Source organism: Micromonospora yongxingensis (assembly GCF_052601155.1).
This window is the reverse complement of record NZ_JBQXEO010000036.1, coordinates 35,402-60,502: the sequence shown is the minus strand read 5'-3', so window position 1 is coordinate 60,502 and position 25,101 is coordinate 35,402. Positions and strand designations below refer to the sequence as shown.

17 protein-coding genes and 1 pseudogene are annotated in these 25,101 nt (G+C 74.7%); 16 read left to right on the top strand and 2 right to left on the bottom strand.

Going from position 1 to position 25,101, the window contains the following annotated elements:
- Nucleotides 1–1,842: 1,842 nt before the first annotated feature.
- Nucleotides 1,843–2,479, top strand: a pseudogene (locus ACTWLT_RS29605) (hypothetical protein); the annotation flags it as partial.
- Between the two features lie 397 nt (nucleotides 2,480–2,876).
- A complete protein-coding gene (locus ACTWLT_RS29600) occupies nucleotides 2,877–3,902 on the top strand; it encodes an HAD-IIA family hydrolase (protein WP_445321196.1) in 1,026 nt (341 codons plus the stop codon).
- Between the two features lie 33 nt (nucleotides 3,903–3,935).
- Here ACTWLT_RS29600 and ACTWLT_RS29595 read toward each other — a convergent pair whose 3' ends face one another.
- Nucleotides 3,936–4,274 carry an SCP2 sterol-binding domain-containing protein gene (locus ACTWLT_RS29595; protein ID WP_445321195.1) on the bottom strand — a complete coding sequence of 113 codons (339 nt, stop codon included), beginning with the start codon at nucleotides 4,272–4,274 and terminating at the stop codon, nucleotides 3,936–3,938.
- A 111-nt stretch (nucleotides 4,275–4,385) separates the two neighbouring features.
- Between ACTWLT_RS29595 and ACTWLT_RS29590 the strand changes: the two genes are divergently transcribed.
- The 5 genes from ACTWLT_RS29590 to ACTWLT_RS29570 all read left to right on the top strand — a co-directional run bounded on the left by ACTWLT_RS29590 (nucleotide 4,386) and on the right by ACTWLT_RS29570 (nucleotide 11,148).
- Nucleotides 4,386–5,000, top strand: coding sequence for a phasin family protein (locus ACTWLT_RS29590; RefSeq protein ID WP_445321194.1), 615 nt, complete (start codon nucleotides 4,386–4,388; stop codon nucleotides 4,998–5,000).
- Nucleotides 5,001–5,028: 28 nt separating this feature from the next.
- Nucleotides 5,029–5,310 carry a hypothetical protein gene (locus tag ACTWLT_RS29585; RefSeq protein ID WP_445321193.1) on the top strand — a complete coding sequence of 94 codons (282 nt, stop codon included), beginning with the start codon at nucleotides 5,029–5,031 and terminating at the stop codon, nucleotides 5,308–5,310.
- A 41-nt stretch (nucleotides 5,311–5,351) separates the two neighbouring features.
- Nucleotides 5,352–6,212 (top strand): TlyA family RNA methyltransferase, encoded by an 861-nt coding sequence (locus ACTWLT_RS29580; RefSeq protein ID WP_445321192.1) that lies wholly within the window; start codon nucleotides 5,352–5,354, stop codon nucleotides 6,210–6,212.
- Between the two features lie 103 nt (nucleotides 6,213–6,315).
- Nucleotides 6,316–7,200 carry an NAD kinase gene (locus ACTWLT_RS29575; RefSeq protein ID WP_252417714.1) on the top strand — a complete coding sequence of 295 codons (885 nt, stop codon included), beginning with the start codon at nucleotides 6,316–6,318 and terminating at the stop codon, nucleotides 7,198–7,200.
- A 219-nt stretch (nucleotides 7,201–7,419) separates the two neighbouring features.
- Entirely contained in the window at nucleotides 7,420–11,148 is a 3,729-nt protein-coding gene (locus ACTWLT_RS29570) for a S8 family serine peptidase (protein ID WP_445321191.1), read from the top strand.
- Between the two features lie 51 nt (nucleotides 11,149–11,199).
- Here ACTWLT_RS29570 and ACTWLT_RS29565 read toward each other — a convergent pair whose 3' ends face one another.
- On the bottom strand, nucleotides 11,200–12,219 hold the full coding sequence (locus tag ACTWLT_RS29565; protein ID WP_445321190.1) for a helix-turn-helix domain-containing protein: 1,020 nt from the start codon (nucleotides 12,217–12,219) through the stop codon (nucleotides 11,200–11,202).
- A gap of 90 nt (nucleotides 12,220–12,309) precedes the next feature.
- On the opposite strand from ACTWLT_RS29565, the gene recN reads away from it, so the two are divergent.
- From recN to ACTWLT_RS29520, 9 genes are all read left to right on the top strand, one after another.
- Nucleotides 12,310–14,067, top strand: a complete 1,758-nt coding sequence (gene recN, locus ACTWLT_RS29560; protein ID WP_445321189.1) for a DNA repair protein RecN — start codon at nucleotides 12,310–12,312, stop codon at nucleotides 14,065–14,067.
- A 119-nt stretch (nucleotides 14,068–14,186) separates the two neighbouring features.
- Nucleotides 14,187–15,365: a putative cytokinetic ring protein SteA gene (steA, locus tag ACTWLT_RS29555; protein WP_252417710.1), complete on the top strand. Its 1,179-nt coding sequence runs from the start codon at nucleotides 14,187–14,189 to the stop codon at nucleotides 15,363–15,365.
- Between the two features lie 27 nt (nucleotides 15,366–15,392).
- Entirely contained in the window at nucleotides 15,393–16,334 is a 942-nt protein-coding gene (locus ACTWLT_RS29550; RefSeq protein WP_252417709.1) for a copper transporter, read from the top strand.
- A gap of 43 nt (nucleotides 16,335–16,377) precedes the next feature.
- Nucleotides 16,378–17,244 carry a hypothetical protein gene (locus ACTWLT_RS29545; protein WP_445321188.1) on the top strand — a complete coding sequence of 289 codons (867 nt, stop codon included), beginning with the start codon at nucleotides 16,378–16,380 and terminating at the stop codon, nucleotides 17,242–17,244.
- A gap of 1 nt (nucleotide 17,245) precedes the next feature.
- On the top strand, nucleotides 17,246–18,937 hold the full coding sequence (gene murJ, locus ACTWLT_RS29540) for a murein biosynthesis integral membrane protein MurJ (protein WP_445321187.1): 1,692 nt from the start codon (nucleotides 17,246–17,248) through the stop codon (nucleotides 18,935–18,937).
- On the top strand, nucleotides 18,934–20,109 hold the full coding sequence (locus ACTWLT_RS29535) for a glycosyltransferase family 4 protein (RefSeq protein ID WP_445321186.1): 1,176 nt from the start codon (nucleotides 18,934–18,936) through the stop codon (nucleotides 20,107–20,109). Before murJ ends, ACTWLT_RS29535 begins: the two co-directional genes overlap by 4 nt.
- Nucleotides 20,109–22,505, top strand: a complete 2,397-nt coding sequence (locus ACTWLT_RS29530) for a hypothetical protein (RefSeq protein WP_445321185.1) — start codon at nucleotides 20,109–20,111, stop codon at nucleotides 22,503–22,505. The genes ACTWLT_RS29535 and ACTWLT_RS29530 overlap by 1 nt, the downstream gene beginning before the upstream one ends.
- Before the next feature lie 163 nt (nucleotides 22,506–22,668).
- Complete coding sequence (gene pyrG / locus ACTWLT_RS29525; protein WP_252417704.1) at nucleotides 22,669–24,420, top strand: CTP synthase; 1,752 nt, start codon at nucleotides 22,669–22,671, stop codon at nucleotides 24,418–24,420.
- Nucleotides 24,417–25,022 carry an NUDIX domain-containing protein gene (locus tag ACTWLT_RS29520; protein WP_445321184.1) on the top strand — a complete coding sequence of 202 codons (606 nt, stop codon included), beginning with the start codon at nucleotides 24,417–24,419 and terminating at the stop codon, nucleotides 25,020–25,022. The genes pyrG and ACTWLT_RS29520 overlap by 4 nt, the downstream gene beginning before the upstream one ends.
- Nucleotides 25,023–25,101 lie beyond the last annotated feature (79 nt).

Below are 25,101 nucleotides of genomic sequence, written 5' to 3'. Positions count from 1 at the left end.
CCAGTCGAGGGCCGCCCCATTCGGGTCGGCCCTCGACTGCGTAGCGCCATTGGTGGCGCAATGAGGAAGGATGTACCTGTGAGTTCAGGACCGCAGGGCGGAGACCGTCCCCGTCGTTACGAAGACCGCACTGACGGCCCGGGTGGACGCGACCGCGGCCCGCGCCGTGACGACCGCGACCGCCCCCCGTACCGGGGAGACCGGGACAACGCTGCCGGCGGCCGAGGCGGATACGCCGGCGGCCGCGACAGTGGCTCCCGTGGCGGCGACCGTGACGGCTCACGTTCCGGTGCTCCGCGTGAGGGTGGTTTCCGTGGCGGCGACCGCGATGGCTCGCGCTCGGGCGCCCCGCGTGAGGGTGGTTTCCGCGGTGGGGACCGTCGCGAGGGCGGTTTCCGTGGCGGCGACCGCGATGGTTCGCGCTCGGGCGCCCCGCGTGAGGGCGGCTTCCGTGGCGGCGACCGTGACGGTTCGCGGTCCAGCGCCCCCCGCGAGGGTGGTTACCGCGGTGGTGACCGCGATGGTTCGCGGTCCAGCGCCCCCCGCGAGGGTGGTTACCGCGGTGGCGACCGTCGCGAAGGCGGCTACCAGGGCGGCGACCGCACCCGTTCCGGCCCGTCCCGCGAGGGTGGTTTCCGTGGCGGCGACCGTGAGGGTGGCTACCGCGGTGGCGACCGTGAGGGTGGCTTCCGTGGCGGCGAGCGTCGCGAGGGCGGCTTCCGCGATGGGTCCCGGCCCGGTGCCCCGCGCGAGGGCGGTGGCTTCCGTGGCGGTGACCGTGACGGCGGCTTCCGTGGCGGCTCGCGTCCAGGTGCTCCCCGTGAGGGCGGCTTCCGTGGTGGTGACCGTGAGGGTGGTTTCCGTGGCGGGGACCGTCGCGAAGGCGGCTACCAGGGCGGCGACCGCACCCGTTCCGGCCCGTCCCGTGAGGGTGGCTTCCGTGGCGGCGACCGCCGCGAGGGTGGCGGCTTCCGGGGCGGTGACCGTGACGGTGGTTTCCGTGGTGGGGACCGTCGTGAAGGTGGTGCGCCGCGCGAGGGTGGCTTCCGTGGCGGCGACCGCCGCGAGGGTGGCGCTCCGCGTGAGGGTGGTTTCCGTGGTGGCGACCGTCGTGAGGGTGGTGCGCCCCGTGAGGGTGGCTTCCGTGGCGGCGACCGCCGCGAGGGTGGCGGCTTCCGGGGCGGTGACCGTGACGGTGGTTTCCGTGGTGGGGACCGTCGTGAAGGCGGCGCGCCCCGTGAGGGTGGTTTCCGTGGCGGGGACCGTCGCGAGGGTGGTGCGCCCCGTGAGGGTGGTTTCCGTGGCGGGGACCGTCGTGAGGGTGGTGCGCCCCGTGAGGGTGGTTTCCGTGGCGGGGACCGTCGTGAGGGTGGTGCGCCCCGTGAGGGTGGCTTCCGTGGCGGCGACCGCCGCGAGGGCGGCGGCTTCCGGGGCGGTGACCGTGACGGTGGTTTCCGTGGCGGTGAGCGTCGTGAAGGCGGCGCGCCCCGCGAGGGTGGTTTCCGTGGCGGGGACCGTCGTGAAGGCGGCGCGCCCCGCGAGGGTGGCTTCCGTGGTGGTGACCGTCGCGAGGGCGGCGGCTTCCGGGGTGGTGACCGCCGTGAAGGCGGCGCGCCCCGTGAGGGTGGCTTCCGTGGTGGCGACCGTGAGGGTGGTTACCGGGCCGACGACCGGCCGCGTCGCGAGGGGGACTTCCGCCGCGACGACCGTGGCGCGGGCTCCGAGTCGTTCGAGGGCGGGCGCAGTTCGGCCCCCGCGTTGCCGGACGACATCGTCGCGACCGACCTGGACAAGGACGTTCGCGCCGAGCTGCTCTCGCTGAACAAGCCGGTCGCCGAGACGGTGGCCCGGCACCTGGTCGCCACCGGTCAGCTGATCGACGAGGACCCGGCCGAGGCGCTGGCGCACGCGCTGGCCGCCCGGCGGCTCGCGTCGCGCATCTCCGCCGTCCGTGAGGCGGTCGGTCTGGCCGCGTACCACGCGGGGGAGTGGCAGACGGCGATCGCCGAGCTGCGCACGTACCACCGGATGACCGGGCTGCAGAGTCACCTGGCTGTCCTCGCGGACTGCGAGCGTGCCCTGGGTCGGGCGGAGCGGGCCATCGACCTGTTCCGCGGCGCCGACCAGGAGAAGCTGGACAAGGCCGTCGCGATCGAGCTGCTGATCGTCGCCGCCGGTGCTCGGGGCGACCTCGGGCAGAAGGACGCCGCGGTGGCGATGCTCCAGGTCCCGGACCTCACCAGCGAGGCCACCGTGCCGTGGACGGCCCGGCTGCGCTACGCGTACGCCGACGCGCTGCTCGCGGTGGGCCGGCGCGAGGAGGCCCGCGAGTGGTTCTCCCGGGCCGCCGACGTGGACACCGAGGGCGAGACCGACGCCGCCGAGCGGCTGCTGGAGCTCGACGGCGTGGTCATCGAGGGCGACGACGAGGACGAGACGGCCGAGGAGATCGCCGCTGGCCCGGGCGCTCCCGGCGCCGTGCCCGCCCGACCCGACACCGACCTGACCGCCGGTGACAGCGACGACGACGAAGACGACGAAGACTTCGACGACGACGACGACGACGACGACGACGACGAAGACGACGACGAAGACGACGAAGACGACGACGAAGACGACGACGAAGACGACGACGAAGACGACGACGACGACCGCGACGAGGACGACGACCGCGACGAGGACGAGGACTTCGACGACGACGAGGAGGACGGCGCTGCCGGCCGCTCCGGCGACGACGAGGACGTCGACGGCGAGGACGAGGATCGCCACCCCGACGAGAGCGGGCAGGCCGAGACGGACCGCGCTGCCGACGGCGACGCGGTGAACACCGACGAGACCGCTCCGGCCCGGGGCGACGAGTCGGGGTCGACGCAGCGGTGAGCGCGGACGCGGGGGATCGGCTGATCGACGGGTACACCCTGGTGGTCTTCGACCTGGACGGGGTGATCTACCTGATCGACCGGCCGATCCCCGGCGCCGTCGAGGCGGTGGCCCGGCTGCACGCCGAGGGGCGGGCGGTGGCGTACGCCACCAACAACGCGTCCCGCCGGTCGAGTGACGTCGCCGACCTGCTGACCGGGATGGGTGTGCCGGCCCGGCCGGAGGAGGTGCTCACCTCCGCCGCGGCCTCGGCGGAACTGCTGCGGGACCGGCTGCCGGCGGGAGCGCCGGTGCTCGTGGTCGGTGCCGAGGCGCTGCGCGCCGAGGTGCGCGCGGTCGGGCTGACCCCGGTTTCCCGGGCGGACGAGAAGCCGGCCGCGGTGGTGCAGGGCTACGGTCCGCAGGTCGGCTGGGCGGACCTGGCCGAGGCGTCGGTCGCGGTGCGGGCCGGCGCGCTCTGGATCGCCACCAACACGGACCGGACCCTGCCCAGTGGGCGGGGACCGCTGCCGGGCAACGGTTCGCTGGTGGCTGCGTTGCGGACCGCGTTGGAGCGGGATCCGGACGTGGTGGTCGGCAAGCCGGAGTCGGCGCTGTTCGAGACCGCCGCACGGCGCAGCGACGGCGGCCGGACGCTGGTCGTCGGCGACCGGCTGGACACCGACATCGAGGGTGCCCGGCGCGCCGGGTTGGACAGCCTGCTCGTGCTCACCGGAGTCAGTGGCGTACCCGATCTGCTGGCCGCCGAGCCGAAGCGCCGACCCACGTACGTCTCGCGGGACTTGGCGGGTCTCTTCGACCCGGCGGCGGCGGTGCGGGTCCCCGGCCCGGCGGACGCCGGCGGCTGGACGGTGACGCAGCGCGACGGCACGCTGGAGCTGGGCGGTGCGGGCCGGCCGCTGGACGCGTTGGCCGCGCTCTGCGGGGCGGCCTGGTCGGCCTCGGCTTCGCCGAAAATCCGCCCGACCGGCCCGGACGCGGACCACGCGTTGGAGAGTTTCGGCCTGCCCACGGGCGCGTGACCTCCCGCTCGGCTGGCCGAGCGGCGACGCTCGTCAGAGCAGCTTGCGCAGTTTCAGCAGATCGAACGGGTTGGCCTTGATCGACACGCGGCGGGAGGCCACCGCGCCGGTGACGTCCAGGTCGCCGCGCACCAGGGCGAGCAGGTCGTCGCTGGACGTGCTCAGCGCGATCTTGGCCTTGGGGTCGTCGCCGTCGGTCAGCTCGACCAGGCGACCGCCGGTGATCCGGCCGTGGAACGCGGTGTCCAGGTCCGTGATGCGGCAGGCCAGCGTCCGGTCCAGGTCGATCCGCTCGCGTACCGTCTCGGCGTTGCGGTCCAGCCGGGCGGCCAGCTCCTGCAATGCCTGCCGGCACTCGTCCACGCTGGCCACGTCTCCCCCTCGCTGATCACCACACCGTCCTCGGCACCGTACCGCACAGGGCAGTCCGGGGTGCCCGGTAGCGTGACACCTGCACACCCCGCCCCGCGGAAGGATTCAGGCATGCAGGACGCGTGGCGCGCCTACCTCGAACTGGCCATGGGCCTGGCGGAGGCGCCCCGGAAGAAGGCCCAGGACGTGGCCCGCCGCCTCGTCGGCTCGGGCGGCGCGACCGCCGCCCAACTGCAGGCTCTCGGTGAGGAGCTGCTCACCACCGGCGCCGCCAACCGGGAGGCGCTGACCAAGCTGGTCCGCTTCGAGGTCGACCGGGCTCTCGGCGCGGTCGGCCTGGCAACCGCCGACGAGGTGGCCGAGCTGACCCGACGGGTGCGCGACCTGGAACGGCAGCTGCGCGAGGCGCGGGCCGCCGAGCCGGCCCCCAGCCCGTCCACCGGTCCCGCCCCGGAGCCCGACCAGCTTCGCGCCGCGCAGCCCGACGCCGGTCTGGTGCCGTCGGACGGAGAGGCGGGCGCCCCGGTCTCCGCGCCGGTGGCCAAGAAGGCCGTCGCGAAGAAGGCCGTGGCGAAGAAGGCGGTCGCCAAGAAAGCCGTCGCCAAGAAGGCCGTCATGAAGAAGCCGCCGGCGACGCTCAGCCGGACCACCGACGAGACGCCGACCCCGGCTGACATGCCGGCCAAGAAGGCGGTCGGCGAGCAGCATCCGGACGGCACCCCGTGAGCGCCGCGCTGACCGGCCGGAGCCTCCGGTGAACGGCGACGTCCGCCCGGGCCCGCCGTCCGGCGCCCGCCCGGGACCGCCGCCGGGCATCCGGCCCGGCCCGTTCGCCGCCCGCCCGGGTCCACCGGTGGGTGCCGGCCCGGGTCCGCTGCCGGAGGTCGGGGACGACGAGGCCCGGCACCCCGCCGTCGACGCCGCCCTGCGGGCGATGGCCAACGCGGCGACGCTCGCCCCCGCCGACCAGATCGCGCAGTACGAGGCGGCCTACGAGACGCTGCGGGAAACCCTCGCCACCATCGACCAGACCTGAGCGGGACGACCAGGCCTGAGCAGACCGGAGAACAACCACCCATGGCACGTCGCAACCGGCTGGACGCCGAACTCGTCCGCCGCGGCCTGGCCCGCTCCCGCGAGCAGGCCGCCGCGCTGGTGGAGGCTGGGCGGGTCCAGCTGCGCGGGGTGCGCGCGCGCAAGGCCGCCGCGATGGTCGACCCCGCCGATCCGTTGCTGGTCACCGGCGCCGACCCCACCGAGGAGTACGTCTCCCGGGGCGGGCACAAGCTCGCCGGTGCGCTGGCCGTGTTCGCCGGCGGTGGGCTGAGCGTGACCGGCCGGCGTTGCCTGGACGCCGGTGCGTCGACCGGTGGCTTCACGGACGTGCTGTTGCGCGGCGGCGCCGCCGAGGTGGTGGCCGTGGATGTCGGCTACGGGCAGCTCGCCTGGCCGCTGCGCACCGACGAGCGGGTCCGGGTCCTGGAACGCACCAATGTCCGTACGCTCGATCCTGAGGCGATCGGCGGCCAGGTCGACCTCACGGTGGCCGACCTGTCGTTCATCTCGCTGCGGCTGGTGCTGCCGGCGCTGGCCGGCTGCACCCGTGACGACGGCGATCTGGCGTTGATGGTGAAGCCGCAGTTCGAGGTGGGCAAGGAACGCGTCGGGGCCGGCGGTGTGGTCCGCGACCCGGCGCTGCGCGCCGAGGCGGTGCTCGACGTGGCCGCCGCGGCGGCGCAGCTCGGCCTCGGCCTGGCCGACGTGGCGGCCAGCCCGCTGCCCGGGCCGAGCGGCAACGTGGAGTTCTTCGTATGGTTGCGCCGGGGCGCACCAGCGGCCGACCCGGAGCGGGTGCGGGCCGTGGTGGAGGCCGGGCCGGACGGCCCGACAACGGCCGGTGACGTGCCGGCCGGGGCGGCGGAGGAGGTCGCAGGGTGAACGCGCGCAGCGAGCGTTTCGGCACGGCCCGCGGGACACGCGGCCGCACCGGCGCGGCGGTGACGGCGGAGCGTCGTCCGCTCGTCGACGGGCGGTCGGTCCGATGAGCCGCACGGCGTTGCTGGTGACCCACACCGGCCGTCGGCGCAGCACCGAGCACGCCCGGGCGGTCGCCGCCGATCTGATCGCCGCGGGTTTCGAGGTCCGGGTGGTCGCCGAGGAGGCCGACGACCTCGACCTGCCCGGCGTCGTGCCGGTGGTCGGCCCGGAGGCCGCCGAGGGCGCCGAGATCGTCTTCGCGCTCGGCGGGGACGGCACCTTCCTGCGCGCGGCCGAGCTGGCCCGGCCGGCGAAGGCGCCGCTGCTCGGCATCAACCTCGGCAAGGTGGGCTTCCTGGCCGAAGCCGAGATCGACGACCTCGACACCGCCGTCCGCGACGTCGTCGGGCGCAACTACACGGTGGACGAGCGGCTCACCCTGGACGTCACGGCCGAGTTCGACGGTGGCCCCACCATCGAGTCCTGGGCGCTCAACGAGATCAGCGTCGAGAAGGGCGAGCGGGCGCAGATGCTCGAACTCCTCGTCGACGTGGACGGCCGGCCGCTGTCCCGCTACGGCTGTGACGGCGTGGTCTGCGCCACCCCCACCGGCTCCACGGCGTACGCGTTCTCCGGCGGCGGGCCCGTCGTCTGGCCGGAGGTGGAGGCCCTGCTGCTGGTGCCGATCAGCGCGCACGCGTTGTTCAGCCGCCCGCTGGTCACCGCCCCGACGTCCACGTTCGTGATCACGGTCGACCCGTTCACCACCCTCGCCGTGCTCTGCTGCGACGGCCGGCGGGTCTACGACCTGCCGCCCGGTGCCCGGGTCACGGTCCGTCGGGGCGCCCTGCCGGTGCGCATCGTCCGGCTGCGGGCCCGCCCGTTCACCGACCGGCTGGTCGCCAAGTTCGGGCTCCCGGTGCACGGCTGGCGCGGCTCTCGTCGCTGACCGCCGCCCGGCACCCCCTGACGGGACCGAAGAAGCCCGGTTTGTCCGGCGGAAACCCGCCGGACATCCGGCGGCCCCGCACCCGCCGCCCGATGTCCACCTGGCGACATGTCGCCGGTGCGGCGTGCCGCAGCTAGTGACCACCCGAGGCGCTCCGTCGCAGACTCCGATCGGTCGATCTCCCTGAGACCGGTCCCCTGGAGTAGAGGAGCCCAACCCATGCACAGGCCCCCACGCTGGCTCACCGCCGGCGCGGTCGGCGCGTTGGTCGTCGGACTCGCCGCACCGGCGTCCGCCGACCCACCGGCCCGGCCCACTGGCCCGAACCCGGCCACGCCCGCACCCGGCACCGCGCCCGTTCACATCACCCTGATCACCGGCGACCAGGTCGACCTCGCCCAGGCCGCGCCCGGCCGGGTCGCCGCCACCGTCCGCCCCGCCCCCGGCCGCGAGCGGATCACCTTCCACACCCTCGAGGTCGACGGCGGCCTGCGGGTGCTGCCCAGCGACGTCGTGCCGTACCTCTCCTCCGGCGTGCTCGACCCCAACCTGTTCGACGTGCAGGAGCTGGCCGCCGACGGGTACGGCGACGCCGCGCAGAGCACGCTGCCGCTGATCGTCCGCTACCAGGAGCCGGCCGCCGGCCGTGTCCGGCCGCTCGCCGGCGCCACCGACGCCCGTCCGCTGGAGAGCATCAACGGCGCGGCGGTGCGGGTCGGCAAGGGCGACCTCGGTGGCTTCTGGACGACGCTGCGTGGCGCGCCGCAGGCGCGTACCGCCGCCGGGTCGCCCGCCCGGCTCGGCGCCGGCGTCGCCCGGATCTGGCTGGACGGGAAGGTCCGTCCGGCGCTGGAGCACAGCGTGCCGCAGATCGGCGCTCCGACGGCCTGGGCGGCCGGCCGCGACGGCAACGGCGTGAAGGTGGCGGTGCTCGACACCGGCGTCGACGCCACCCACCCCGACCTGGCTGGCCGGATCGCCGAGGCGCAGGACTTCTCCGGCAGCGGCAGCGCACGGGACGGGCACGGCCACGGCACGCACGTGGCGGCCACCATCGCCGGCAGCGGCGCCGCCTCCGACGGGCTCCGCAAGGGGGTCGCTCCCGGCGCGCAACTGCTGGTCGGCAAGGTGCTCGACGACGGCGGCTCCGGCTACGACTCCTCTATCATCGCCGGCATGGAGTGGGCCGCCCACTCCGGCGCCAAGGTGGTCAGCATGAGCCTCGGCGGTTCCGCGACCGACGGCACCGACCCGATGAGCCAGGCCGTCAACGACCTGACCGCCGAGACCGGGGCACTCTTCGTGATCGCCGCCGGCAACGAGGGCGCAGCGCGTACCGTCGGCACGCCGGGTGCCGCCGCCGCGGCCCTCACCGTCGGCGCGGTCGACCGCAACGACAACCTGGCGGAGTTCTCCAGCCGCGGACCGCGCCTCGGTGACAACGGCCTGAAGCCGGAGATCACCGCGCCGGGCGTCGGCATCATCGCCGCCCGGGCCGCCGGCACCACCATGGGTACGCCGGTGGGCGACGCCTACACGACGGCGTCCGGCACCTCGATGGCTACCCCGCACGTGGCCGGCGCGGCCGCGATCCTCGCCCAGGAGCACCCCGACTGGGTCGCCGGGAAGCTCAAGGACGCGCTGGTCAGCACCACGAAGGCGAACCCGGAGCTGACGGTGTTCGAGCAGGGCGGTGGACGGGTCGACGTGGCCCGGGCGCTCGGCCAGCGGGTGTACGGCAGCGCCACCGCCGACTTCGGCCGGCTGAGCACCGGTGGTGCGGCGGCCGAGAGGACCGTGACGTACACCAACACCACCGGGACCCCGCGGACCCTGCGGCTGGCCCTGGAGCTGCGCAACCTGGACAGCGGCGCGGCCGAGACCGACGCGGTCACCGGTGCCGGCGGCGAGGTCACCGTGCCGGCCGGCGGTAGCGTCGCCGTGCCGCTGCGCGCCGACCCGGCGAAGCTGGACCGCGGCGTGCACAGCGGATGGCTGGTGGCCACCGGCGCGGACGGCGTCGCGGTGCGGACCGCCGTCGCGCTGACCCTCAGCGGCCCGCTGCACACGGTCACCATGAAGGTGCTGGACATGAAGGGCCAGCCGGGGTTGTCGCCGGTGCTCACCCTCTTCGGCGAGCAGCCCGAATCCGACTTCCTCGGCTGGAGCGCCGGCGAGACGCAGGTCCAGGTCGAGGAGGGCCCCTACCTGCTCCAGGCGCTGGTCGAGCACGGCGCCCCGCTGGACGAGCAGATCACCCTGGTCACCGACCCGGAGCTGGTGGTCGACCGGGACATGACCGTGATGGTGGACCCGCGTAAGGGCACTCCGGTGCGGATCGAGACGCCGAAGCCGACCGAACAGCGGGCGACGATCAGCTTCTACGAGCACCGGATCTTCGGCAACGGCCGGCAGGTCGACCACGGCGTGATGACCTTCAGCACCATCCAGCAGGTCAACGTCACCCCGACGCGGCAGGTGCGCCGCGGTGAGTTCGAGTTCTCCTCGCGCTGGCAACTGGTCGCACCGATGGTGGACGCGAAGATCAGCGGGGTCTCCGGTCCGCTCGACATCAACCTGCTCGGCTACTCGCCGGCACCGACCGGCCGGCAGAAGCTGCCGCTGGTCTGGGCCGGCACCGGTACCCCCGCCGAGCTGGCCCGGGTGCGCGGCGCCGCGGCGTTGCTCACCACCAGCCCGGACGTCTCGGAGGACGAGCAGATCGCGGCGGCCGCGGCTGCCGGTGCGAAGACGGTGCTCATCGTCCGGCCGGCGGACCAGAGCGCGTGGACGGTCTGGACACCACAGGGTGACCGGCTGCCCGTGCCCGCCCTGGCCGTGGCGTACGACGACGGGCAGCGGTTGATCGCCGCGGCACGCACCGGTCGGGCGACGCTGGACCTGACGCTGACCGTGGACAGCCCCTACCTGTACGACGTGTGGCAGGTCTCGAAGGGCCGGGTGCCGGAGCGGATCCTGCACACCGTCACCGCGAAGAACACCGCCGAGGTGACCGCCCACTACGGCGACGTCGGTGGTTCGGAGTGGGCCACCGAGCAGCGGTTCGGCTGGCGTCCGTGGCAGGAGACCTCCTGGAACGACGACCAGCGGCTGGTGCGTACCGGCACGACGCGGCAGGAGTTCGTCAGCTCCGGGGACGGCTGGTGGCAGCACCGGGTGCTGCACAAGATCATGTTCTCGGGTTGGGGGAAGCTGACCGGTGGTCTGACCCAGCAGCCCCGGCGGTACGCCGCCGACGACCGGGACACCGAGACCTGGCACGCCCCGGTGATCCGGCCGGCCGTACCGGCGGCTGCCGGTGCGCCGGTGCCCAGTCGCACCGGTGACACCCTGAACCTCCGGGTGGCCGAGTACGTCGACGCCGACGGTCACTACGCCCCCGCCGGCGGCAGCGAGGAGCCGGACACCGTGCAGGCCCGGCTCAGCCGCGACGGGAAGCAGATCGCCGACCTCTCCGGCGGTTGGGCACCCGTGCCCACCACGGCGGAATCGGCCCGCTACCGGCTCGACCTGACCACGCAGCGGTCCTCGGAGGAGTGGCGCTACGCCACCCGTACCGACACGGCCTGGCAGTTCACCTCGGCCCGCCCGACCGGGGACGCGGCCCGGCCGCTGTCACTGCTGCAGGTGGACTACCAGGTCCCGGCGGACCTGCGCGGTGAGGTGGCCGGCCGTCGGCCGCACGGGTTGGGGCTGACGCTGCGGCAGCCCGCCGGCGTACCGGCGCCCACCGGCACCAGCCTGACGGTCGAGGTGTCGTTCGACGGCGGGAAGACCTGGCGGTCGACGCCGGTGCGCGGCTCGGGGACCCGGTTCACCGCCGAGGTGCCCGCCGGGCACGGCACGGTGTCGCTGCGGGTGCACGCCCGCGACCGGGCCGGCAACACCGTCGACCAGACCGTGCTCGACGCGTACGGCCTGCGCTGACCTGAGCGGGGCGGGGCGGCCGTGGGCCGTCCCGCCCCGAACGGCTCCGACTCAGATCCAGCCCCGCCGGGCGACCTGGAAGGCCAGCCCGGGCCGGGTGTCCACGCCGGCGGCGGCCATCAGCTCGGCGAGCCGTCGCTGCACGGTCCGCCGGCTCACCCCGAGCTGGGAGGCGATGGACTTGTCCGGTACGCCGGCCACGAACAGCGACAGCAGCCGCGCCTCGTCGGCGTCCGGCTGGTAGCCGTCGCCGGGGCGGTCGTCCGGGTCGGGCCGCCGGCCCTCGGCCACCGGTACCGCGAGCGGGTCCTCCAGCCGCAGCCGGGTGGCCACCCGCCAGTGGCTCTCGAACAGGGCGAGCAGCGCGTCGAGCAGTTGACTGCGGCCGATCACGGCGGCGCTCGGCTCGCCGCCGTCGCGGTCGGGCACCAGCGGGCAGATCGCGGTGCGAGCGTCCACGATGGCCAGCCGGACCGGCAGCCGGTCCAGGACACGCGCCTGCTCACCGGCGCCGACGCCCTTGGCCAGGTCGGCCAGCGCGCCCGGCTCCAGCAGCAGGTCCCGCTCGTAGATGGCCCGGTAGCTCACCCCGCGCGCCAGCGCGTCGAACTCCTCGACGTTCTCCGGGCCGGCCATCGCGAGGGGGTTAGCCCGGCAGAACCAGAGCACCTCGGTACGCGCCGCATTCTGCAGATCGCGCAACCGGTCCCGGAGCACCCGGGCACCGGTGATCACCTCGACCAGGTGGTCGACGTGGTGCCGGCGCAGCCCGGACCGGTACTCCTCGGCCAGTTGGGTGACCCGCCGCCGCGCGGCCTCCAGGTCCTCCTGGCGGCGCAGCAGCGTCGCACCGAGGGCGACGTCCGGGGCCGTCGGGCGCAGGGGAGCGTCCGGGTCGGCGTCGGTGGGCTGCACCAGGCCCTTGATCCGTAGGGCTTCGACCTGGGCCACGACCTGCTCGCGCGGGCGGTGCAGCCGGCGGACCAGCTCGTCGATCCGGGCCGTGGTGAGCTGGAGCAGGCAGCGGTAGAGCTCCTCCTCAGCCGGGCTCAGGCCGATCACGTCCAACACGGGGCAGAACTGTACGTCGGCCAGGTGGCGGGCGTACCGCGGCCCGGTCGGCTGGTCAACTGTCGGCCCTCGCGTCTACTGTCGGTTGCTGTGCTGGAAGAGCTGCGCATCACCGGACTGGGCGTCATCGAGGACACCACGCTGCCGTTGACCGGCGGCATGAACGTCATCACCGGCGAGACCGGTGCGGGCAAGACGATGGTCGTCACCGGCCTCGGCCTGCTCTTCGGCGGCCGGGCGGACGCCGGGCGGGTTCGCGCCCAACCCGGCCGCGCCGTGGTGGAGGGGCGGCTGCGCCTCGAAGGTCGCGTCGCGGACACGGTGCACGCGCGGATCACCGACGCCGGCGGCGAGCCCGACGACGACGGCTCGCTGCTGCTGAGCCGCACGGTGACGGTGGAGGGCCGGTCCCGCGCCCATCTCGGTGGCCGGAGCATGCCCGTGTCGATGCTCGGTGAGGTCGGCGAGCACGCGGTGGCCGTGCACGGCCAGTCCGACCAGCTGCGGCTGTTGCGCCCGGCCGAGCAGCGGGCCGCGCTGGACCGCTTCGCCGGCCCGGCGCACGAGAAGCTGCTCGACGCGCTGCGTGAGGCGTACACCGGGTGGCGGCGGGTGGTCGACGACCTGGCCGACCGGCGGCGCAACGCCCGCGAGCGCAACCAGGAGGCCGACCTGTTGCGGCTCGGCCTCGACGAGATCACCCGGGTCGATCCGCAGCCCGGCGAGGATGACGACCTGAAGGCCGAGGCGCAGCGGCTGGAGCACGCCGAGGGGCTGCGGACGGCCGCGCAACTGGCCCAGCAGTGCGTGGCCGGTGGCGCGGAGGTGACCGACGAGACGCCGGACGCGGCGGCGCTGCTCGGCACCGCGCGGCGCACGCTGGAGGCGCAGGCCGGCACCGACCCGGCGTTGGGCGAGCTGGCGGCCCGGCTGGAGGAGGCGGCCACCCTGGTCACCGACGTCTCCGCCGAGCTGTCGACGTACCTGGCGACGCTCGACGCGGACCCGGCCCGGTTGCAGCACCTCTACGAACGGCGGGCCGCGCTGCGCGGGCTGACCCGCAAGTACGCCGACGACGTCGACGGTGTGATCGCGTGGGCCGAGCGGGCCCGCACCCGACTGTCCGACCTGGACACCTCCGACGACCTGCTCGACGAGTTGGAGCGGGAGGGTCAGCGGCTGGCCGTCGAGGTGGCCGACCTGGCCGGCCGGGTGTCGTCGTCGCGGCAGGAGGCGGCCGTCCGCTTCGCCGACCAGGTCACCGTCGAGCTGGCCGGGCTGGCCATGCCGCACGCCCGGATCGAGGTGGCGGTGCTGCCCCGCCCGGTCGGTCGGTCGGAGCCGGCGCTGCCGGTCAACGGCGTCGAGGTGGGTGTCGCCCCGGACGGCGGCGACGAGGTGGAGCTGCGGTTGCTGGCCCACCCGGGCGCGCCGTCGCTGCCGTTGCAGCGGGGTGCCTCCGGCGGTGAGCTGTCCCGGGTGATGCTGGCCATCGAGGTGGTCTTCGCCGGCTCGGGTGGCCCGCCCACGCTGGTCTTCGACGAGGTCGACGCGGGCGTCGGCGGTCAGGCGGCGGTGGAGATCGGCCGGCGGCTGGCCCGGTTGGCCCGCAGCCACCAGGTGTTGGTCGTCACCCACCTGCCGCAGGTGGCCGCCTTCGCCGATCGCCACCTGGTGGTGGCGAAGGACACCGGTGGCGCGGTGACCACCAGCGGGGTGCGCGTGGTGGAGGACACCGAACGGGCCCGGGAGCTGGCGCGGATGCTCGCTGGTTTACCGGACTCCGATCTGGGTATCGCCCACGCCGAGGAGCTTCTGGCCGTGGCGGCGAAGGAAAGGCGCCCGTGACGCCGCGTATTGTGACGGCAAGCACACCGGCCTGTGCCGACGTGTGCTTCCCTGGGTAGGCGGCCCTGCTCAGGCATGTCGCGACAGAAAAGCCTGCCCCACATGCCAGGATGGTCACGATGCGTCTACCCACGTTGCGCCGGAACCGGAGCACGGAGCCGGGCAGAGTCCTCGGCACCGCGCGCCTCGATCGCCGGACAAAACGCCTGGTCGGCCGGCTGCGTCCGGGTGACATCGCGGTCATCGACCACGTCGATCTCGACCGGGTCGCGGCCGACTCGTTGGTCGCCGTCGGTGTCGCGGCGGTGCTCAACGCCAAGCCGTCGGTCTCCGGCCGGTACCCCAACCTCGGCCCCGAGGTGTTGATCGCCGCCGGCATCCCGCTCCTGGACGACCTCGGCGAGGGCGTCTTCGAGCAGATCCGCGAGGGCGACCAGGTCCGCATCGAGGGCAACACGGTCTTCGCCGGTGACGAGCCGGTGGCGCACGGCAGCCTGCAGGACGCCGAGTCGGTCGCCAAGGCGATGGCCGACGCCCGGGAGGGGCTCTCGGTCCAGTTGGAGGCGTTCGCCGCCAACACGATGGACTACCTGCGCCAGGAGCGCGACCTGCTGCTCGACGGCGTGGGCGTGCCGGACATCGAGACCCAGATGCAGGGCCGGCACTGCCTGATCGTGGTGCGAGGCTACGACTACAAGGCCGACCTGGACGTGCTGCGCCCGTACATCCGGGAGTTCAAGCCCGTGCTGATCGGCGTCGACGGCGGCGCCGACGCGCTGGTCGAGGCCGGGTACACCCCCGACATGATCATCGGCGACATGGATTCGGTCAGCGACGACGTGCTGCGGTGCGGCGCCGAGGTGATCGTGCACGCCTACCCGGACGGGCGGGCCCCCGGCCTGCCCCGGGTCAACGGCCTCGGCGTCCCGGCGGTGACCTTCCCGGCGGCGGCGACCAGCGAGGACCTGGCCATGCTGCTGGCCGACGAGAAGGGCGCCTCGCTGCTGGTCGCGGTCGGCACCCACGCCACGCTGGTCGAGTTCCTGGACAAGGGTCGGGGCGGGATGGCCTCGACGTTCCTGACCCGGCTGAAGGTCGGCGGCAAGCTCGTCGACGCCAAGGGCGTGAGCCGGCTCTACCGGCAGAGCATCTCCGGTTCGTCACTGCTGCTGCTGGTGCTCTCGGCGATCTCCGCGATGGCCTCCGCGGTGGCCGTGTCCACCGTCGGGAAGGCGTACCTGGGCGTGGTCGCCGAATGGTGGGACAATTTCGTGTTCCAGCTGTACCGGCTCTTCTAGTTTCCGACGGATCAAGAGGCTGCAAGCGTGATCAACTTCCGCTACCACGTGGTGTCCCTCACCGCCGTCTTCCTGGCCCTGGCGATCGGCCTGGTCGTCGGAACGGCTGCGCTCAACGGCCCCGTCGCCGACTCCCTCAAGGAGCAGGTCACCGGGCTGCGCAAGGACAACCAGCAGTGGCGCCAGACGGTCAACAACATGGAGAAGCAGCTCGGGCTGGAGGAGGAGTTCGCCGAGGAGATGTCCCAGGTCGTCCTGCCGGGCACCCTCACCGGGCGCCGGGTGCTGGTGCTGAGCCTGCCCAACGGCCGTGACCACACCGAGGGCGTGCTCAAGAAGCTCCAGCTCGCCGGGGCCACCCTCACCGGCCGGGTCGACCTGCAGGACAAGTTCATCAACCCGGACAACAACACCAACCTGCTGGAGCTGGCCGTCACCGCCGCCCGCCCGACCGCGCAGACCACCGGCCTGCCGGGCAACGGGCACGGCGTGGAGACCTCCAGCGCCCTGCTCGCCAGTGTCCTGCTGGACCGGGCGCAGGGCACCGCGCCGGTCAGCGACGCCGACCGGCGGGCGGTGCTCGCCGCGTACAACAACGCCGGCTACCTGACCACCGACGACAACAAGGTCACCGGGTCGGCCGAGGCCGTCGTGGTGGTCAGCGGTCAGCCGTACGTCGACAAGGACTCCGCGAAGCGCGACGAGTCGGTCGTCAAGATCGCCGAGCAGTTCGACCGCACCGGTTCGATCGTGGTCGGCGGCAACGGCTCGGCCGGCGGCAACGTGGTGGCCGTGGTCCGTGGTGACCCGGTGCTGTCCCAGACCATCTCCACCGTCGACAACGCCAACACGGTGCAGGGTCAGCTGGTCACCACCCTCGCCCTGGTGCAGCAGCTCACCGAGAAGAAGGCCGGTCAGTACGGCGTCGGCGACAATGCCGCCTCGCTGCTGCCTAGACTGCCCCAGTGAGCGAACGACGTACACCCGTGTCCGAAACCGACGAGGCGGCGGCGTGAGCGCCCTGGGCCGGCTGCTCATCGCCGGCGCCGGAGCCGCCGCGGCCCGCTACGCCCTGCGCGAGGTGCGCAGCGCCCCGGCCGGGCCCGCGCTGGAGCGCACCAACTTCCGCGGCCGGACGGTGACCCTGGCCGCCGGGCCGGCGCTCGCCGCCGGTGCGGCCGCCGCCGGCGCGTTCGGCGCCACCAGCGCCGCCTCCGGTGGTGCCGCCCTGGTCGCCGGCCTCGGCGCCGGCGGTGTCGGGCTGTACGACGACGTGGTCGGCGGCCGGCCGGAGCAGAAGGCGGCGAAGGGCTTCGCCGGCCACCTCGCCGCCCTGCGTGAGGGCCGGGTCACCGCCGGGCTGGTCAAGGTCGTCGGGGTGGGCGCCGCCGGGCTGGGCGCCGCCGCGCTGCTCGCCGCCGACCCCCGGGTCGCCGCGCACCCGCGCCGCCAGCGCCACCGCGCGTTCGGTCGCGGCGTGGACGTGCTGCTCGGCGCCGGGGTGATCGCCGGCACCGCCAACCTGCTCAACCTGCTCGACCTGCGGCCCGGCCGCGCCCTCAAGTCCGGGCTGCTGCTCGGCGCGCCACTGACCGGCGGCCCGCACGGCGGTATCGCCGCCGGTGCCGTGGGCGCCGCCGCGGGCCTGCTCCGCGACGACCTGGGCGAGGAGGTGATGGTCGGCGACAGCGGCGCGAACGCGCTCGGCGCGCTGCTCGGCGTCGCGCTCGCCGCCCGGACCGGCCCGCTCGGCCGGGCGGGGCTGCTCGCCGTGCTCGCCGGTCTCACGGCCGCCAGCGAGAAGGTCAGCTTCACGGCGGTGATCCAGCAGACCCCGGGCCTGCGGGAGCTTGACGCACTGGGCCGGCGCGCCGACTGACGTGACCAGACCGGCACCCCTCGCCGGCGCCGGCCGGCTGGCCGGGGCAGCCGCGCTCATCGCCGTCCTCACCGTGTTCAGCCGGCTCGCCGGCTTCGGCCGTACCGCCGTGTTCACCTGGGTGGTGCAGCAGAGCGACCTCGGCGGCATGTACGTCATCGCGAACACAGTGCCGAACATCGTCTTCGAGATCGTCGCCGGTGGCGCTCTGGCCAGCCTGGTCGTACCGCTGCTGGCCGGCGCGGTCGCGGCCGGCGACCGGCGGGCGGTGGCGGCCACCACCGGCGCCCTGCTCACCTGGACGGTGAGCCTGCTGGTGCCCCTCGCCGTGCTCGTCGGCCTGTTCGCCGACCCGATCATCTCGCTGATCAGCGAGGGACGCTCGGCGGCGGAACTCGCCGCGGGTGCCCGGATGCTGCGGGTGTTCGCCCCGCAGTTGCCCCTCTACGGAATCGGCATCGTGCTCACCGGCGTACTCCAGGCGCACCGCCGCTTCGCCTGGCCGGTGATCGCTCCGCTGCTGTCGAGCCTGACCGTGGTCGTCGTCTACCTGGCCTTCGGCGCCGGCGCGGGACGCGGCGCCAGCGTGGCGCAGGTCAGCCGCGGCGGCGAGTTGCTCCTCTCCGCCGGCACCACCCTCGGCGTGGTCGTGCTGTCGCTGTCGTTGCTGATCCCGCTGCGCCGACTCCGGCTCCGGCCCCGGTTCGGGTACGCCTTCTCCGCCGACGCGCGGGGCCGGATCGGCGGGCTCGCCACAGCCGGCGCGGTGACGGTCGCGGCGCAGCAGGTCGCGCTCCTGGTGATCCTGAACCGCGTCTCCGGCGGCCCCACCGGCTCCCCGCAGGTGTTCAACCTGGCCCAGGCCATCTTCCTGCTGCCGTGGGCGGTCCTCGCCGTGCCGCTGGCGGTGGCCTCCTATCCCACCCTCGCCACCGCCTCCGCCGCGGGCGACGAGGCCGGCTACCGACAGACCCTCTCCGCGACGGTGCGCGGCGTGCTGCTCTTCAGCTGCCTGGGCGTCGCGGCGCTGATCGGCACCGCCGGGCCGATCGCCGCCGTCTTCTACCCGGACAATCCCGCGTCCACCGCGGCGGCCATCACCGGGTTCGCCCCCGGCCTGCTCGGCTACGGCCTGTTCGCGGTCCTGTCGCGCGCGCTGTACGCCCGGGGCGACACCCGGTCGGCGACCGTGGCGATCACGCTCGGTTGGCTGGTGGTTCCGGCCGTGGCGCTGCCGCTGACCGCCCTGTTGCCCACCGCCGACCGGGTGCTCGCGGTGGCCGTCGCGAACTCGGTGGGCATGCTGGTGCTCGGGGCGCTGCTGGTCGTGGCGGTGCGTCGCGGCGCCGGGCGGGCGGCGCTGGCTGGCGCGGCCCGGGCCGGGGCGGCCGGCGTGCTGGCGGGGGCGCTCGCCGCGTTCGCCGGGGCCGGCGTCGTCCGGTGGCTCGACACGCCGGGTGGCGGCACCCCGACGATGGCGGCGGCACTCGGTCAGGGCATGCTGTCCGGAGTTCTGGTCGGGGCCGTCTTCCTCGCCGTGGTCTGGTTCGTCGACCGGCGGGACGTACGGCCACTGCTCGCCGGGGTGCTGCGGCGCCTGGGCCGGCGAGGGCCGGGGGACCGCGGTGGCGGGTCGACGCCGGGTGCGGTCCCACCGGAGCGGGGCGACGGGAAGGAGACGGTGGCCCGATGAGCGCGGGGAGTGAGCCAGCTCTGCCCACCGGGTGGTCGGGCAGCGTCGCGTTGCTGCTCGCCTCCAGCACCGGCGGGGTCGGCCAGCACGTCCGGTCGGTGGCCCGCGGTCTCGTCGCGGCCGGCGCCGACGTGCTGGTCTGCGGGCCGGCGGCGACGCAGGAGCAGTTCGACTTCACCGGCGTCGGCGCCCGCTTCCAGCCGGTCGAGATCCCGGCCAGCCCGACCCCGGCCGACGCGCGCGCGGTGCTCGCCCTGCGCCGGACGCTCGCCGCCGCCCGGGTCGACGTGGTGCACGCGCACGGGCTGCGTGCCGGGCTGGTCGCCGTGCTGGCTCGCCCGGCGGCACCGTTGATCGTCACCTGGCACAACGCGGTGCTCACGGGCGGGCTGCGGGGCGGGGTGTCCCGCCTCGCCGAGCGGGTGGTGGCCCGGGGCGCCCGGGTGGCCCTCGGCGCCTCCGCGGACCTGGTGGAGCGGGCTGCCGCCCTGGGAGCGGCCGATGCCCGGCTCGCCCCCGTCGCCGCGCCGACGCTGCCCGCTCCGCGCCGACGTCCGGCTGCCGTGCGGGCCGAGTTCGGTGTCCGCCCGGATCAGCCGCTGATCGTCTCGGTCGGCCGGCTGCATCCGCAGAAGCGCTACGACGTCCTGATCGACGCCGCGGCCCGGTGGCGTACGCGTACGCCACCGCCGGTCGTGGTGATCGCCGGAAGCGGGCCGGCCTACCTGCCGCTGGCGGCCCGGACGTCCGCGGCCCGTGCCCCGGTGACCCTGCTGGGGCACCGTACCGACGTGGCGGACCTGCTCGCCGGCGCCGACCTCGCGGTGGTGACCAGCGACTGGGAGGCCCGGCAGCTCTTCGCCCAGGAGGCGCTGCGGGCCGGCGTACCCCTGGTGGCCACGGCGGTCGGTGGGCTGCCGGAGCTGGTCGGGGACGCCGCCACGTTGGTTCCGGCCGGCGACGTGGACGCGGTCGACGCGGCGGTGCGGGCGCTGCTGGACGACCCGGCGGCCCGCGCCGAGCTGGGTCGACGCGGCGCGGAGCGGGCGGCGACGTGGCCCACCGAGGCGGACACGGTCGCCGCGCTGGCCGCCCTCTACGCCGAGTTGGCCGCCGAACCTGCCGGTCCGGCGGCCCCGGACTCCGACGCCCCGATGACGGGACACCGGTGATGCTGCGCCGACTCGCCCCCGCCCTGTTGACCGTGCTCGTGGTGGCGCTGGGCATCACCGCGCTGGCCGCCCGCCCGCCACAGGGCACCCCGCAGCGCACCGCCGACTTCGTGGTGCTCGCCGGGATCGCCGGGCTGCGCTGGGAGGACGTGGATCCGCAGAGCACCCCGACGCTGTGGCGGATGGCCCAGGACGGGTCGATCGGTTCGCTGTCGGTGCGGTCCGCCCACCGGCCCACCTGCCCGGTGGACGGTTGGCTGACCCTGGGCGCGGGCAGCTTCGCCGCGTGGAACGGCAGCCGGCCCGCCGGTGGCTGCCCGGCGGCGGGCGTGACCGTGGAGCAACCGGACGGCATCGGCGCGAACCTGCCCGACCAGGAGAGCGTGGTCCAGTACAACCAGCAACGGCTGCCCTGGGGCACCATGCCCGGGTCGCTGGCGGAGTCGGTGCGCTGCTCCGTCGCGGTCGGCCCGGGCGCGGCCGTCGCGGCGGCACGTCCCTTCGGCCGGGTCGACCGGTACGCCTCGGCGCTGCCGGCCGATCCGCGCGCGCTGCTCGGCTCGTGCGTGCTGAGCGTCGTCGACCTGGGCACGGTCGACGGGACCGACCCGGCCGCCCGCGCCGAGGCCGCCCGCGTGGCGGACGCGCAGCTGGCCCGGGTGCTGGCCGCCCGGCCGCCGAGGTCGCTGGTGCTGGTCGCCGGGATCTCCGACACCGCCCAGCCGTCCCGGCTGCACGTGGCGGTCGCCGACGGGCCGGGCTGGGAGCGGGGTTGGTTGACCTCGGCCAGCACCGGGCGGGACGGTTACCTGCAACTTGTCGACCTCGCACCGACCGCCCTGGCCGCACTGGGCCGGCCGATGCCGGAGCGGCTCTTCCTGGGCCGGCCGGCGGTGAGCACCGACGGCCGGCCCGCCGACCTGGCGGTGGCGATCAACGCCCCGGCGGACGCCGACCGGGAGGCGGCCGCCCAGCGGACGGTGTCCGGCGGGTTCTTCACCCTGCTCGCCGGGGTGCAGGTGCTGCTGGCCCTCGCGGTGCTGCCGCTGCTGCGTCGGGCCCGCCCGCACGCCGGCCCGAGCGGGCCGACGCCGGTGTCCGCGCGGGTCGTGTCGGTGGTGGAGCTGCTGCTGGTGGCGGCGGCGTTGACCGTGCCGGCCGCGCTGCTCGCCGACGCCGTGCCCTGGTGGCGGGGCGAGCACCCCGGTTGGATCTTCGCCGGCGTCACGGCGTTGCTGGTCGCGGCGGGCACCGCGGCGGTCCGGTTCGCCCCCGGGTACGGCAACACCCTCGGCCCGTTGGGCGCGGTGGCCGGCCTCACGACCCTCGTCGTCGGGCTGGACGTGCTCACCGGGGCGCGTCTGCAGCTCAACGGCGTGGTGGGCTACTCGGCGTTGCAGGGTGGCCGGTACGCGGGCCTGAGCACGGTCGGGCTGGGGGTGTTCCTGGCCGGCGCGCTGTTGAGCGGCGGCTGGCTCGCCCAGCGGGTGCACCGTGGCTGGCGGCCGGCGGTGATGGTGGCCGTGGGTGGGCTGGCCGTGGTGGTGGTCGGCAGCCCGTACCTGGGGGCCGACCCGGTCGGCGCGATCGCGCTCACGGCGGGGCTGAGTGTGGCCGCGGTGATCAGCGCCGGCGGCTGGTTGACGATCAGCCGACTGGCCTGGGCCACCATGGCGGCCCTGGCGGTCGGCATCGGCTTCGCCGTGGTGGACCTGCGGCGTCCGGCTGCGGAACGGGGCAGCCTGGGTCGCTTCCTGTCCGCCGTCGGTGACGGCACCGGCGGGTTCACCGTGCACCGCTCCAGCACCGAGAACTTCGAGACGTTGGTGAACAGCCCGCTGACGGTGCTGGCCCTGGTCGGCGGGCTGCTGGTGTGGTTCGCCCTGTTGCAGCCGTGGGGCGGGCTGATGCGGCTGTTCGGCATCTACCCGGCCGTCCGGGCCGCACTGGCCGGCACCGCGGTCGCCGCGGTGCTCGGTGGCGTGCTCGACGGTGCGGCGCTGGACGTCGCCGGCACCGCCGCCGCGCTGGTGGTGCCGATGGCGGCGCTGGCCTCACTGCGGGTGCTCGGGCACGCCGCCGACCGCACCCGCCCGGCCGGGGGGCGCTCCCGGGACGACGGCGCCGACGACGGCTCCGGCGGGGCCGGTCCGGCCGGTGGTGGCGACGGCCCGACCGGCGGTGGTGGACCCCTGGGCGCGGGGCATCCCCGCCCGATCAGCGGGCCGCCGGCCGGCCGGTCGGTGCCGGCGCCCGGCGCTCCCGCCGACCGGACGCCCGGCGGTCCGGCCGCCGACGGATCGGCGGAGCCGACCCCGGGCGGGCCGACGCCGGACGCCGTGGCGGGACTGCCCCGTCAGGTCACCCGGGCATCGACCGAGGTTTCCGCGCCCTGAGCGCCGGGCGTCGTCGTGCTGGCCCGTTGGTGTCGCACCGGGGGTGCGGCCTGCGACGACCCTCACGAGAGGTGTTACCGTGGAATCCCGTGGATCGCGTGATCACTTTGCTGATCAAGCACGGCGGTCTGCATGACCGCGACAGACGACACGGGAGCAGGCCTTGGCCCCATCAGCACGGACGACCAGGCACATTTTCGTCACCGGGGGCGTCGCCTCCTCGCTGGGTAAGGGCCTCACCGCCTCCAGCCTCGGAAACCTTCTGACCGCGCGCGGGCTGCGCGTCGTGATGCAGAAGCTCGACCCCTACCTCAACGTCGACCCCGGAACGATGAACCCGTTCCAGCACGGCGAGGTCTTCGTCACCGAGGACGGCGCCGAGACCGACCTCGACGTCGGGCACTACGAGCGGTTCCTGGACCGGGCGTTGTCCGGTAAGGCGAATGTCACCACCGGCCAGATCTACTCCGACGTGATCGCCAAGGAGCGGCGCGGCGAATACCTGGGCGACACCGTCCAGGTCATCCCGCACATCACCAACGAGATCAAGTCGCGGATCCTCTCCATGGGCGACCCGGACGACGACGGTCACGTTCCCGACGTGGTGATCACGGAGGTCGGCGGCACGGTCGGCGACATCGAGTCGCTGCCGTTCCTGGAGGCGATCCGTCAGGTCCGCCACGACCTGGGCCGCGACAACTGCTTCTACCTGCACGTCTCGCTGGTGCCCTACCTGGCGCCGTCCGGTGAGCTGAAGACCAAGCCCACCCAGCACTCGGTGGCGCAGCTGCGCAACATCGGTATCCAGCCCGACGCCATCGTGCTGCGCTGCGACCGGGAGATCCCGGAGAAGCTCAAGGAGAAGCTGTCGCTCTACTGCGACGTCGACGCCGAGGCGGTCGTCGCCGCGCCGGACGCGCCGAGCATCTACGACATCCCGAAGGTCCTGCACCGCGAGGGCCTGGACGCGTACGTGGTGCGCCGGCTCGGGCTCTCCTTCCGGGACGTGGACTGGACCAGCTGGGACGACCTGCTGGAGCGGGTGCACCGGCCCCGGCACACGGTCACCGTCGCGGTGGTCGGCAAGTACGTCGACCTGCCCGACGCGTACCTGTCGGTGAGTGAGGCGATCCGGGCGGCCGGCTTCGGCCACCGCGCCCGGGTGCAGCTGCGCTGGGTGCCCAGCGACGAGTGCGTCACCCCGGCCGGTGCCGCGGCGGCCCTGGCCGGCGTGGACGGCATCCTCATCCCGGGCGGGTTCGGGGTGCGCGGCATCGAGGGCAAGATCGGCACCGCGCGGTACGCCCGGGAGAACGGCATCCCCCTGCTCGGCCTCTGCCTGGGCCTGCAGTGCATGACCATCGACGTGGCCCGCCACCTGGCCGGCCTGGACGGCGCCAACTCCCTGGAGTTCGACGAGCGGGCCGCGCACCCGGTCATCGCCACGATGGCCGACCAGGAGGACATCGTCGCCGGCAAGGGCGACCTGGGCGGCACCATGCGGCTCGGGGCGTACCCGGCGACGCTGACCGAGGGCTCGATCGTCGCCGAGGCGTACGGCAGCACCGACATCAGCGAGCGGCACCGCCACCGCTACGAGGTCAACAACGCCTACCGGGACGCGCTGACCAAGGCCGGCCTGCACATCTCCGGCACCTCGCCGGACGGCCGGCTGGTGGAGTTCATCGAGCTGGACCGGGATCTGCACCCGTTCTTCGTGGCCACCCAGGCGCACCCGGAGCTGAAAAGCCGCCCCACCCGCCCGCACCCGCTGTTCGCGTCGTTCGTCAAGGCCGCCGTGGCGTACTCGCAGGCCGACCAGTTGCCGGTCGACCTGGACGCGGCCACGGAGGCCCCGTCGACGCGCAGGGCCGCCCGCAACGGCGCCGCGACGAAGGCGGCGTCCGCGTCGTGAGTGCGGTCGAGCATCGCTACGAGGTGCGTTCCAGCGAGGAGCGCTACCGGGGCCGGATCTTCGACGTGGTCACCGAGGAGGTGACCATGCCGGGCGGCGGGACGGCCCGCCGTGACCTCGTCCGGCACGTCGGGGCGGTGGCGGTGGTGGCGCTCGACGACGCCGGCCAGGTGGTGCTGATCCGGCAGTACCGGCACCCCGTCGGGCGGCACCTGTGGGAGCTGCCGGCCGGGTTGATGGACGTCTCCGGTGAGGAGTTGCCGGCCGCCGCGTTGCGGGAGCTGGCCGAGGAGGCCGATCTCACCGCCGGCCGCATCGACGTGCTGGTCGACCTGCACAGCTCGCCCGGGTTCACCAACGAGCTGGTCCGGGTCTACCTGGCCCGCGACCTGGCCGACGTGCCGGCCGGCGAGCGCCACGAACGCCACGACGAGGAGGCCGACCTCCAGGTCGTCCGCGTCGACCTGGACGAGGCGGTCGCCATGGTCCTGGCCGGGGAGATCACCAACGCCTCCGCGGTGGCCGGGCTGCTGGCCGCCGCCCGCGCCCGGGACACCGGCTGGTCGGCGCTGCGCCGGGCGGACGCGCCGCTGCCACGCTGAGAGTCGCCGCCGGTCCAGCCGGCACGGGGGTACGAGAGAAGGGGCCCCGCGGTCAGCCGCGGGGCCCCTTCGCCGTTGG